The sequence below is a fragment of the Edwardsiella anguillarum ET080813 genome (genome assembly GCF_000264765.2).
In the GTDB taxonomy this organism is placed as follows: Bacteria; Pseudomonadota; Gammaproteobacteria; order Enterobacterales; family Enterobacteriaceae; genus Edwardsiella; species Edwardsiella anguillarum.
Genome location: NZ_CP006664.1, coordinates 918,135 through 931,136, shown reverse-complemented (window position 1 = coordinate 931,136; position 13,002 = coordinate 918,135). Strand labels below are relative to the sequence as shown.

General features: G+C 42.7%; 9 protein-coding genes and 1 pseudogene. 4 read left to right on the top strand and 6 right to left on the bottom strand.

Features of this window, described 5'->3' with window-relative positions:
• Positions 1-34 precede the first annotated feature (34 nt).
• From ETEE_RS04275 to ETEE_RS21170, 3 genes are read left to right on the top strand one after another with little or no spacing between them, the layout of a single operon-like run.
• The gene (locus tag ETEE_RS04275; RefSeq protein WP_034165875.1) at positions 35-2,584 is read left to right on the top strand and encodes a TcfC E-set like domain-containing protein; all 2,550 of its coding nucleotides are present in this window, start codon (positions 35-37) and stop codon (positions 2,582-2,584) included.
• A complete protein-coding gene (locus ETEE_RS04270) occupies positions 2,577-3,197 on the top strand; it encodes a hypothetical protein (RefSeq protein WP_081854082.1) in 621 nt (206 codons plus the stop codon). The genes ETEE_RS04275 and ETEE_RS04270 overlap by 8 nt, the downstream gene beginning before the upstream one ends.
• Before the next feature lie 57 nt (positions 3,198-3,254).
• The gene (locus ETEE_RS21170) at positions 3,255-4,388 is read left to right on the top strand and encodes a hypothetical protein (protein ID WP_144242796.1); all 1,134 of its coding nucleotides are present in this window, start codon (positions 3,255-3,257) and stop codon (positions 4,386-4,388) included.
• A gap of 302 nt (positions 4,389-4,690) precedes the next feature.
• Here the strand turns inward: ETEE_RS21170 and ETEE_RS21165 are convergent, their stop codons facing one another.
• The 5 genes from ETEE_RS21165 to ETEE_RS19415 all read right to left on the bottom strand — a co-directional run bounded on the left by ETEE_RS21165 (position 4,691) and on the right by ETEE_RS19415 (position 10,455).
• Positions 4,691-5,179, bottom strand: a complete 489-nt coding sequence (locus ETEE_RS21165) for a Dr family adhesin structural subunit (protein ID WP_144242795.1) — start codon at positions 5,177-5,179, stop codon at positions 4,691-4,693.
• Between the two features lie 564 nt (positions 5,180-5,743).
• Positions 5,744-6,181 carry an AfaD family invasin gene (gene afaD / locus ETEE_RS19425; protein WP_045425658.1) on the bottom strand — a complete coding sequence of 146 codons (438 nt, stop codon included), beginning with the start codon at positions 6,179-6,181 and terminating at the stop codon, positions 5,744-5,746.
• A 19-nt stretch (positions 6,182-6,200) separates the two neighbouring features.
• Positions 6,201-8,789, bottom strand: coding sequence for a fimbria/pilus outer membrane usher protein (locus tag ETEE_RS04260; protein WP_049703967.1), 2,589 nt, complete (start codon positions 8,787-8,789; stop codon positions 6,201-6,203).
• A 227-nt stretch (positions 8,790-9,016) separates the two neighbouring features.
• Positions 9,017-9,844: a fimbria/pilus periplasmic chaperone gene (locus ETEE_RS19420; protein WP_045425663.1), complete on the bottom strand. Its 828-nt coding sequence runs from the start codon at positions 9,842-9,844 to the stop codon at positions 9,017-9,019.
• A 248-nt stretch (positions 9,845-10,092) separates the two neighbouring features.
• Complete coding sequence (locus ETEE_RS19415; RefSeq protein ID WP_225865114.1) at positions 10,093-10,455, bottom strand: adhesin biosynthesis transcription regulatory family protein; 363 nt, start codon at positions 10,453-10,455, stop codon at positions 10,093-10,095.
• Positions 10,456-10,898: 443 nt separating this feature from the next.
• On the opposite strand from ETEE_RS19415, the gene ETEE_RS21160 reads away from it, so the two are divergent.
• Positions 10,899-11,489 carry a LuxR C-terminal-related transcriptional regulator gene (locus ETEE_RS21160; RefSeq protein WP_144242793.1) on the top strand — a complete coding sequence of 197 codons (591 nt, stop codon included), beginning with the start codon at positions 10,899-10,901 and terminating at the stop codon, positions 11,487-11,489.
• Positions 11,490-12,433: 944 nt separating this feature from the next.
• On the opposite strand, the pseudogene ETEE_RS21820 reads toward ETEE_RS21160, so the two are convergent.
• Positions 12,434-12,951 (bottom strand): annotated as a pseudogene (locus ETEE_RS21820) (DDE-type integrase/transposase/recombinase); the annotation flags it as partial.
• Positions 12,952-13,002 lie beyond the last annotated feature (51 nt).

Below are 13,002 nucleotides of genomic sequence, written 5' to 3'. Positions count from 1 at the left end.
ATACAGATAACAGATCACAGATGTGTCACAAGGATTGAATACCAATACGACCATGACGAGTATCCATATTAACGTAATAAAAATATTACCGGTTATCTGTTTGCTCGACGGTGCTGCATGGGCGGCGCCCTCTTCCCCTACAGATACGTTAACCAGTAATCACTCAACCTCCGCCTCTATGCAAACTCTGGCGCGGAATAATGCGACACTGGCTATGACACATGGGATGTCATTAGCCTCCGGCATCCCTTTGGCGAGCTCGCGTTATAGTAAAATTCTTACCCCTACGCCCATGGCGATCACCCTCGTTATTCCACAATTGGATGAGGATCGCTTTGAGGGTGAGCTTGCTTTAGACAGTGTCCGTATTGAGGATGTCGGCGCGGTAACAGCATTTTTATACCGTGCTGGGTTGAGTCAAAAACAGGCAAGCTACGTGGCTCAACAGTTTGCCGAAGGGGTATCACATGATAGCCGTTGTAAGGGAAGTCGGGCGACTTGTATCATCAACACTGATGGAATGGCCGTCGTTATTGATTATTACGCACGCCAAGTCCGTCTCTTCTTTACCCCCAGCTGGTTTGCACCTGAAACGCGTCATGTTGAATATCTGCAAGGGCGTACGGAGAAAAAAATCCTAGTTAACCATACTAGCCTCTTTGTTAATCGCTATGCAAATCAGGGAGATAGCATTTATGCCCGTGATTATGGCTTATGGGGATTACCCGGCGGCTTTTTAAAATATGATGCCTATGTTACCGAACAGACATATGGCATCAATGCATTAAATTACGTTTTTCAACACCAGTGGTTTAAGGCTCAGCTAGGCGCCGTTGATAGCAGCTATGACTTTAACCCCTCCGCGCAACGTAGCTTGTTCAAAAATACTCAAATGACCGCTCTTCTGCTTGGTAACTCTGCAGAGATGCAGGTGCGGAGCCATAACGATCGCCATTATACCTATTACGCCCCCTTACCGGGTGTCTTGGAGGTCTGGCGTGACGATAAACTGTTACTGCGTCGCGGCGTTAATGCGGGTATGGGGGATCTCGCCTATCAGAGCTTGCCGAGTGGCATTTATCAAGTACGGGTTGTCATTAAGGGGCTAAATGATGAGCTGTTTTCTGACCAACCCCTGCTTTTGGTTAACGATGGTCCGACGCTTGAGGGGGTTAGTACTCATCTTACTGCCGGGCGTCTGGATGATCATGCCTATTACGGTAACGCTTGGATGGGCGAATTCGGCCTTACGCTCCCCATCGGCGCTATCGCCAGTTTGTCTGGATTAGCCGGCTATGCCGATCGTGAGTTTTTGGGGACGGTAGGGACCGATATTCGTAGCAACAGCATCACGTTATCATTACTGCAAACCTTGGGGAGTCAGGGGTATACGAAGAGTGATGCAGTCGCTACATTCTACCGACTCTCGTTGCAATATACCCGCGAACGTTATCGTCAACGCGAGCGCCGCGCCGAACGCCCATTGTCTATCACTGTCGAGCCCGATGATGTGCTGCGGCCCAATCCAATCCCCGACTACCTGGATAACCTTCTTGGCACGTCAACAAACCGTGAGAATCTACTGGTTAACTATAACGTTGCCTTACATCAAGATCATACATTGCAGCTCGGCTATCAATTTTTTCGCGAGCAATCTCAACAGACTCAATACTATACATTCTCATTGTTTAGCCGATTACCATGGAATATTAACCTCACTTCCAGCCTAAGCTACTCTCAACGTGATCTCTGGAGCGCCACGTTGGGGATATCGGTACCGATAGGCAGCCTGCAAGCCAGCAGCTACTACTCGCAACAAAATGGAGGGCGCTGGCGCAGTCAAAATACCGTGAACTATAACCAAAGCTTGGCTGAAAATTGGCTTGTTAATCTTCAGGGCGGCCAGCAATTTTCCGATAGCAGCGCGCAGACAACCTTCTCGGCCGGCGCACAATATCGGGGTAAGGCAGATGTTCGGGCACAGGTTTACCTGGCCAGCGATCAGCCAGGCGGCGCTGGTAGCCTTGATGTGCAGTCCAGTCAATTAATCGCTGCAGATGGGATCTCCTTTCACCGTCCGGATGAGCTGAGTCAGCGAGCTTTTCTGCGCCTACCGGCACAGGAGAAAGGAGTCGTATCTGTGGCGTTGAAAGAGCAAACCACCGGACTCACTCGTTATTACACCGAAGGAGAGGGGGGAATCATCGCCCTGCCGGCATATAGCCGCTATCAGCTAGATGAGCGCCTGATTGGCAGTGGCCATGTCTTTGATAATCACCAGTTACGCTATCAGCAGCAGATTGATTTACTCCCAGGGCGTTTAGTTGACACCACACGTACGCTCCTACCGGTACGCAATCAGGCGATCCGCGTTAGACGACAAGGCAGTCCAGTAGAGCAATTGCAGTGCGACGGTCCAGGGTGTATTGGCGTTCAGCGGATACAGAACGGTCTGTTTATGCTGCAGCTACAACCTAACGGGGCAATTCACCTGTTGTCTGAAGGGCGCTCATGTACCTCGCTCTCTTCAGCGATGCAGTTACCGGCAGATCAATTACCCATCGTGGAGTGCAAAAGTGAATAAACGTCGAGTAGGACTGGGAATAGGACTAAGTCTCGGGTTGCTATTGAGCTCGGCACAGGCTTTTGTACTGAGTCATAACGGTCAGCGATTGGAAGAGACTTTACAGCTGAGCGCGCTTATCGATATGGGCAGCCATATTGTGTTACCGCTGCAGGTGATCAGCCAAACCCCGCTGTTTCAGCAAATCGCCTATGACTCGCAGCGTCAGCGCTTTGAGGCGATGGGGATTGCCTTACGGGCGATTAGCGAGCAAAACAGTCAACCGCTATTGCTGGAGGTCGTACACGATCAGTATCAGTGTGCGAGTCTTTCTCCGATACAGCGCCCGCCGTTTACGGCGACGGCGATCAACCAAGGATATCGCTATGAGGTGGAAAGCGGAGGGCGTCAGGTTGCCACGTTGCAGAGTGAGGGCGGGCGCCAACACCGTTTTGAGCCTGGGCAATGGCAACGTGCAGAGGATTTGGCGGGTATAACGGTAAATCGTTTTATTCTGGACCTTTATCTTCGGGTAACCCTGCCCGATATCTCAAGCCGACTTCCCGCCGATGGGGTCAGTATGCCGATAGTCTGCAGTGGGCAGGTTAGCTTATTAGTGAGTGTGCCTCTTTAATAGGTATCACCTGCTATGTTCTTAAGTTGGTGATTTAATTTTATGTAAGGAGAGAGTATGTATAATGTAATTAGGGGGAGGTTCCTACGCTATTTAGCTTATAGTGTATTGCCGCTGTCGTTAATAGCAAAGGGGTATGCTATCGGCGTGAGTCTTAATATATTTAATCAAGAGGTACAGATTGTTAGTGGTGATGGGCCAGAAATTCTGAGTGACGGTGTACTGCAACTCCAGGATAACTACCCTGAGTTATCTGGGTTCTTGATATCAGATTTGGGAAATGGTAAGGGAGACTCTAGCTTCCATCGAAGAACAAGTCTTTTTACTGTAACTCTGACGGGGGCGCGATATGGAAGAACGATAACGTTACGTGCAAAGTTAGGTAGGAGTATATTTAGACAGGATTCGTTCTTACTCGCTCATTTTTCTGGCAGTACCGTTAATAACGGATGTAGTGGGGGGCTGCAGCCGGATTATGATAATTTCCCTGGAGGCGCTGGTCATTTTATTTTTATTGATTCAGGTAATCATGATTTTACGCAGGATTGCAGTGGAAACACATATCCTTTTATCTATGAAAACATTCGCCCTATATATACATATGGCGATGCAAGACGCGTCTGGCTCGATATACCTACGTTGATAGCGAGTGATGCTTGGCAATCACTACCAGCGGATACTTATACCGGTAGCGTTAGTTTAAATTTGGAATCTCTGGAGAATCCCAATAGAGGCGCCAGAAAGCAATTAAATACAACCACATCTGTAACAATAAGAAAACAACCCTATTTTAGCGGATTATCTTTACCTTCAAAGAACGTGCTATTTAAAACGAGATATACACAAGAGCACGTGGAAGGGTATGCCTCGACGCCGCTGATATTACAAGGTTCATTTGACCCCAATTTTGGCCGGGTGCGTTTGAGTGTACGCTCTGATAATAACTTCTCTCTGCGTAATGATACGGGAAGAGTATTACCTTATCAGGCTATATTGCATGCTGGGTCGAAACAATATGCCTTAAATAAGGATACGGTTAGCATCGCCCCCCCCGTAGAGATAATCAGTTTAAACAGTACAAATCAACTTCCGTTAATTTTGATGTTTCAGTTTAATCAAGATAAATCAAATCTAATAGATGGTATCTATCACGATAATGTAACGTTGATTGCGGAGTTGCCGCTGCTATAATTTCGGTGAGTAATTTTATTTATTGTGGCCATGTAATAACGTTAGTTCATTAAATATCCATAAGCGATGTCAAATCACTTTATCGATTAAGTAGATGCCATGGAAAATGATTGATAATGGCTTGATAGTATTATGATAAACGATGATTTTTTACCTGTAGAGCATTTATATCGACGACGTGTAGCTATGATTTTTATAATTCAATAAAATTGGATTTGTTCCGTAAAAATAAAATATTATGAGTGAGCATTTTTTGCAAGGAGGTATATGCCGCCGGGGAAATACTCCCCGGCGGCCCTTAATTAGTTAGTTGATGTTTTTACTGTTGCAACTAAATTATACTCCCCTGGAGTAAGGTTAGCGTTATTACGGATCGCAGTAAATAGCAATGGCAATTTAGCATTGGTCGCCATTAGTGATTTGCTAATAAACTGATTAGACGTAGAATTCCAGATAAAGTCGCTTGCAGAGTCCAGATCTACCCAAATTTGTTTAGTCGCACCTTTACCGTCTCCGGTAATGTAGCAGAACTGGAAAGAACTTCCGTCACTGCACTTGTTGTTAGAGCTAATTTCAACGGCTGCTTTGGCCGGAGTGGTCCCGCTGTTGGTCACAGTAAAGCCACCTACTTGAACACCGTTAGTGATAGTGGAGCCCAGAGTCTTTGCTGGATTCCCCCCGATAGAGAATCCCGTAGAACCAGTGACAGTTACGAGGCTTGTGGCCGTTGTAGCAGCATATGCGGAACCACCTAAAGCAAAAATTGCAACAGCTAAAATAGTCTTTTTCATCTTTACATCCTTATTTAATTAGAGCTTCGTTGAGCAAAATAACTTGATTCAAGAGCCGATGTTTTATTCGGCTCAAGGTATTAATCACCTTGCTTATTTTAGTCGTTAGGTTCGATAGACTTGTATCTTGTAACATAATTCATTATGTGTGATCTATGTCGACAAGGTTGCTAATAAAACTACAGGTATCGTTCCTTACGAGCACGGCTAGCCATATCGGTGGCCCTGTGCTCATTAAATTTTTCATCTTACGGTTCCACGCGGTACGATTATTTACTAATAAAATCATCGCCTCCTTATTTCTTAAGAAAATATTTTTTGAATAAATAGTAAAGTCTTTGCGAATATTGTCGCAATTATTCGCATTTTGGTGCGAGCAATATAAAACTATCCACATTGTGTACATAACAACTCCTTCCATTTATTAAATTTAGAATTTGTGAGTTATAACATGCTCAATAATAAACGTAGTGTATATTGGCCTGGTCTCTTTGTTTTGAATGTATAAATATCATCGCTACTACCCACTTAATAATAAAAATAAGGTTTATCAAGTGATTTTAATTAACGGTTAAGATAACGCCCTTGAATCGTTATGACATAGGTATCTATCGGAACACTCTGGTTACCATTCGCTACAATATCAAACTGTTCTTGTCCCTTTCTAGTATATTTTATTATCCCTAAGCCATCCTTGGTATCTGGTACCCAACCCTCCTGACCGATTATTACGTATAGCTTATGTTGTCTGCTATTTTTTCCTGTAAGTACATACCGATTAGGTGCATCACCGTTTCTTTCTGCATCTAACCACACTTGATAACCTTGGCGTATTTGCTGACCGGTGATTCGCCCGCGACTAATCATTTGCCCATCTCTAACTTGCGAGCTTAAATTTGATACGCTGTTCAACGTAATGTCCACACTATCATTAGCCTGAGCCGGTATGCTCCCCAGGATAGCGCATACTGCTAGCACACCTTTTATTACACGCTGAGTCATTTTATCCGCCCCCAGTTATTTACCGGCACAATGCCTTCAGATTTGATACACCTGCAACGTCATTCTTTTCTAATAACTGGTAATCAGCTTGACAGTGCTGTCGCTGCCCATTGCCCCATTGCACCAGAAGTTGTCCTTTTTCCGGTAAACCAGTCATATAGACATCACCACTATCTCCGACAATACCCGTACCACGCAGCGTATCGATTTGGCCGACGAGGCTGGCGATGGCACCAAAGGGGACAGGCTTACCATTTGCTTGCGTCAGTGTAATCAATGCACGTCCACCAACACGCGTCACGAAACTTGCTGGAATGATAGCGCCTTCCGTTGGAACCACCTTGGTATCAGTGTGTGGTATTGATACATTTGTCGGTAACGTTACTGGGTTTAAGCTAATGGCATTCTCCTGATATGGAGCCAAATTTCCCACAGTGGTGTAACCACGAAAATCTGTTTTAACTCCCACTTCATTGATTACCGAAACACCACTGGCGTTAGGTGCCTCAATCAAGGCTGCGGTGTTACCCAGACGTTGTCCAAATGTCACTCCATGCTGATGGATAACCATACTACCTTGAACACCAGCATTCATTTGATTACCATTCTTGTGGTAACCATATCCTCCACTGATTTCACCATAGGTCCCATTCCAGCGTAAGTTCAGATCACTGCTATTTTGGTTATCGCTCGTGCTACCCTGTACTATCTGTTCATTAACATTCCAGTACAATCGTTGATCAAAGGCATAACCGTTCAATCCCACATTGTGCAAAGTACCCTGGTCCGTCCTATTTTGCATTTGGTAAGAAACACTGGTATCCCCACCCAACCAACGGTTTAATGGCACACTGATCCATAGATTAATAGATCGCTCGGTCTTATTATCATCACTACCATAATATGAGTAATAATCCCATTTTCGCTGAGTTAAATCCACCGACCAGGAGATACCCTGTATCATTGGTCCAGCGTAGCGTGCTGATATTTCATTAGTGCTTTGTGAGCGGTTCCAATAGTTTTCACGACTCCCACTAAAATAAATGGAACCCCATTCACCCAGTGGTTGACTTAATGTAATACTGGTCCGTGATTTTCGTTTTTCACTCGAATCATCACGATACCAATAAGACTGATAACCTTGTTCAGGATACCAATATTCTTTCGAATACCAACCATCGCCCGAACGATAAGTATTAAGAACATCTGATAATGAGTTATAGCCAGATGAAGCATATTGATAACTGGCTAATGTAAATCCGGTATTCGTGCTCTGAAATGATTTACTATAGCGAATGCGCCACGTCTGTCCTTGTTCTATCTCTTGATTTCGTTTCTGACCACGAGAGAGCGTACCATCCAATGATATTGCACCCACAGCACCCAGAGAAACCCCTAACCCTAATGTACCAGCCTGATAGTGGTTGGCCCATTGACCACCGCTGTAAACGGTTAAATTCCAAGGTAAACCATACATAACGGTCGCCTGCCCAACAGGGGCTTTATCGACCGACGTATCTGCAGAGCGATATTGCCCCATCATTACGTTGTATTTTAAGTATCCTTGTCGTAACGCAATGGCGGGTGTGGTATAGGGCACTGTAAATACTTGACGGGTCCCATTTGATTCAAAAACCGTTACCTGTAAATCACCACCACCATTAATACCAGGAAGGTCAGTCAAGGCAAAAGGCCCTGGTGCTACCGTGGTATTATAAATGACATAGCCACTCTGTTTAACTTCAATACGTGCCTGTGTTTGCGCGATACCTTGTACTATTGGCGCAAACTCTCGCTGACTATAAGGTACCATTGCATCATCAGACCCTATCATTCCACCGCGGAAAGGAACGCTGTCAAATACGTCAGATGGTGTGAATCGCTCTCCCAGTGTTAAACGGCTTTTTAAGTCATATAGACCACGTTCAGCATAGGTATATGAGGTCTGCCATTGTCCCTCTTGTGCCCCTTGCTTCTGCCACGTGGTCAGATTGCGAAAACGCCATGCGCCTAAATTAAACCCCGGTTCTAACTGGACATCCATGCCGTTGATGCTGGAGTTTTCACCATTGCCTCGATATTCAGAACGAAAAGCACTCGCCTGGTAATTCATTAGAAATGCAGGGATACCATCATTCCAAAGTGCTTGTGGTGCAATGCCTGTATAATGAGGACGCAGCGCAATCTGTGGAATACTCAGCAACAGCTGTTGACTATTAAACTGATATGTCTCTTTAGCTTGCGGAATAGCCGATATCCGTGCACATTTAGCTACTTTAGGTGCACTATTGCGATTACCGCTTTTGATAGTCGGAAACAGCTCAGGATAACTATCCACTTTAATGCCATAACGTATCAACTGTTCACGGGTTAAACATGTTTGCAAAAAAGGCGTGTCACCTGCATCTTTCTCAAGATGAAAGAGCATCTCACGTGAGTCAATTCGTTCACCATTGAGTATCACATCAACTTGATAGGTGCCGGGTAATTGACCGCCTTGCTCAAGTAACGAAATGTCAACATTCCCCCCTCCATCTAACTGAGAGGCATCGAAAGTATAATACTTGGCTTGTACGCTAGTGCTGTACAGCCCACAGATAAACACCATACTAACAGCTAAGGCTATTGGGTTATAAACCAAACACGTAACCGATGTTTTTTTTGAAGAAGATCTTTTCATCAGACTACATTTCATTTTACTTTCCAGCATGAGTTCAGCTTGGATCATTTGGTTGATTAGTAAACGAAACCTGAATGACCACACTACCACTATGACTTACGATAGTGATACCTGGTCAAATTAAGTTAATTTGTTTTTAGTTTCTAATTTATTATTCAGTTGATACTTTTATGATATATATCACTCACGCCACCATAATCAGTGACAATACTCCAAGAGACCATCCCTGATACACCTTTAGGTAAATGGAATGTATAAGACGAAAATGGCGGAATATAATGCACATTAGAAATGTTAACATTACCAACCTTTAAAGATGCTAAATTCATATAAAATGGTGTATTATTCATCGCCTTTAAATTCGTATCTTGTTGAGACCAAGATAGTGATGAGGCAACATCCTCCGGATGGCCCTTGATGCTTTCCGGACGAACAAATAGTTTAATGCAACTATCAATAGAAACTTGTAGATTTAATGAAACTACTTTATGACTTTCTATCTTTCCCTTCTTATTATTCCAGAGATCTCCCTCCTTCGGAGGAAGCCCTTTTATACATAGCCACTGGAGTGACTCGCGATCTTTTGCAAAATCGCCACCGGTACGAATAATGCGCAGATTGCTTTGTTGTTGCCCATCTAAGCGGAATAACGGTGGTGTAACTACAAATGGGGCTTTGCTTTTCATATCTTCGCCATACACTCGTGACTGGATAAGCATTGGATAATCCAGAGGATTACTTACTGACAAAGTTTGCCCCATTGAACTCGGCGCATAAATAACCCGAGTCGCCCCCAATTTAACAGCAAATTCCTGAGAGTTTTGTTCAATGTTTGGTTTCTCTGCAGCAAGACTCTGCAAAGAGGACATGCTCAATGCGCAGCATGTAGCCAATAGCAACATTATTTTTTTTGAATACCGGCGTTGCGATACAGCGCCTAACATGCCGTATCCAGTAATGTTTAATATTTTTTTATTTTTCATTCTAGATTCCTAATGCAATTGCACTATATATAACTCACTAATTGACATGATGCTGATATTTATACTAAAAATAGGATGAGTTTGCTAATTCACCAATATAATAATGGTAAATCAATCGCATCGATATTTTAATTGGCAATATAAAATTAAGCCGCGAAATCAATTAGTCAATTAACACACTATTACCCCCCCCTGTGATTCATTAAGTTACGTTCTGCTTTAGCCAGTCTGCTATATGCATCAAAATATTATTTACAATGAGTAGATAATGATGTTGCTGCATTTTCGATGCGAAGTAGTTTAGTTAAGCTAAGCGACAGATATCCTGCGGAAACATTATTCCGTTCACAAACCTCTCTTCTTGTATAACCTAATACTAGATGCTCTTTTAGTGCAGCTATAACCTTCTCGCTATGGATAGAGGATATCTCAATTAATAGCAAAAATCGTCCTTCTGTCATTACACCGGGTGCAAACTGACCTTTCGTGGTGGACGAGGAGAAATTATCATCATTATTGTTACGTTTTGTTAATGTGTCATCGTTCATATAATCAACAGCCTCATTCATATTACCTTTAATATCAGAAAATGAATGATAGATCCTCTTCAATGCTTACTTCTGTTTTAGTCACAAACTAGTCCTTATCCTTCTCTCTCCTTCAACTGGCGAGTATTCTAGAACAAGTTGATTGTTCCGCAAAAAGATAATTACACGATCTTAACTGCTTGTGAAAGTAAAGTAAACGATATATAAATCCTATCATTTTTGTGTGTGCAGAACAAAAAACTAAGCATAGCGCAATGAGCAGAGAAAAAGATCGTAAATTAGAGCTCTTTTGGATTTTTTTAGACGAAAAAAAACAAAGATAAATCTGTTTTTAGTCAAAAAAGCGTTCACATATTTGCGCAAAAAAAGTAAATATATAAGCTTGGTGAATGAATGTTGTTGTGTATATATATTCGTCTGTGATTTTTTTATTGAAAAAGATTTATTTATCGTTGTAGGATAATGCAAATGCTTCAATGTAAACTGTATGCGGGGTAGTTATGTAAATGAACCGAGAATATTATCGACACGGTAATGTATATATTTGGGGAGATAGTACATATGAAAAGTATGGAGTAATGAAATTATTACAATTAATTGATTCAGTATACCTTGTAAAAGCAGGCTCTCTAAGTTTTACACTCAGGAGTTGTGTTGAAGAAATTCATATTTACTGTTTAAGTGATAGTCCTTTGTTAGGCATGGCAAATCGTATTGATAGAATAAGAAAAAAACACACCAGTAAAATAATTATTTTTCTTCCAGCCTCTGTTCCGAGAGCATCAATCGATTATATGTATAACGTCAGCGTTATTCCTTACTGTCGAACACTATTGAGGATGCTTTTACTATTAAAAGCCGCATTGTATACTAATAGGTATGATTTAATTAGAAAAAATAAATTTAAAGAAAGCAGTGGGAAATATGCTTTTTATCAAACTTTGCGCTCGGAAAATATTAGTAAAATAGCGACAAAGTTACAAATTTCACCAAAAACAGTCTATTCTCATAGAACAAATTATACTAGGAAAATATTAGGCTTTAAACATCGACAAGTGGCTAGGCTTTTCTTTATTGGGTGTAATATAGATATCTAATATTGATAGGGTTATTGATGCGATCCTCTATACCTGACATGTTAAATTTAGCCACATGGATGTATAACTGAAGTAAAGTGTCTTAGTTCATACGCCAGCTTCAAGAATCTGCTTGCCGAGGTTATGCTGGATTTAGAGGAAGCAAGAGCGAAATCTCTGTCAATGGACAAGAGGTGGAAAGCTGTAGAAATCACCTGTAAGGTAGCGGATCTATCGCAACTGATAGACTTATTATTCTATATAAATCAATGCATTGCTATTGGTGTGCATTTATCTGCGTACATCGTGGAGCAGGTACTTGAGCACCGACGTTTTGGTTATCGGCATATTTGATATGCTATTGTGCTAGGAAAGGTTTTATACACATCCTATTTACTATTTTAACGAATTAGATGTAAAGAGTAGATGGTATTATAAAGGATTATCAACTGAATGGTAACTCGCTTCCGTGCCGCAAGATCAGAACATGAGTTGGTCGCTATATTTTGCCATAAATGCACTTATCAGCGATGGCAGATTAATTACTATAATCTATATGGGTGATTTGAATGATCTGATTTCGCATCATCTAGCAACAGTGATCGTCCCGTGACAAAGCAGATGTTCAGAATCACCAATTGGCATAACAGCAAGGCCTTTATCAACCAAGACTACATTATTTTATGACTGAATGATGAGGCGTTTACTCCTGATATGGGGCAGTATCATACTTATTACAGGGACGGTACCTGTGCTATTCTGACCTCACACCACCTTGGTGATTAAATATGTGTTCCGGCTCACCCTGTGGGCCGCACATGGCTTTATTGACTCCGTTTTGCCCTGATGAACGAACCCGGATTACAGCAGTTTCAGTAAATATTCCAGATTAGTTAACATCAATTTTAACCCTCCCATCCGGGATGACCTTGTTGATCTTCCATCAATATTAGAGTCTGGCTAAATCAGAAATCCGGACCTTTTTGCAGACTTTGGATAAAGTCCGCAGGGTCTGGTTATTTAACGATGGAGAGGGTCTGTTTCGGTTATATTCCTATCGCCACTACTCGATCTTTTCCTGCGCATCGTCCGGTGACAGGTTCAGATACCCATCGTGAAAACTACCGTTAAATGACTCGATCAGCGCATTATCCGTCGTTTTTTCAGGCCGTGGGAAGTCCATTGTTATACCGTTTTCATACGCCCAGTGCCCCAGCGTTTTAGATATAAATTCACTACCATTGTCTGTCTGAAGCCGTTCGGGTACTCGTTGCCTTAACGCTTTTCAACGCGCCATCACCGCGATGATATCCTCCCCACGCAGCCCTTGACCTACATGGATCGCCAGGCATTCACGACTAAAATTATCGACTACAGTCAATGCTCGGATATGGCATCCGTTGAACGGATTATCAGCAACAAAGTCCATGCTCCAGTACTGGCCTATGGCCGTCACTTCTGGACGGATGCTTCTATGTCGGGCATGTGACCCGTCCTGAAGAGCGTTGACACGTTCCTGGCTAAAATCTGGAGA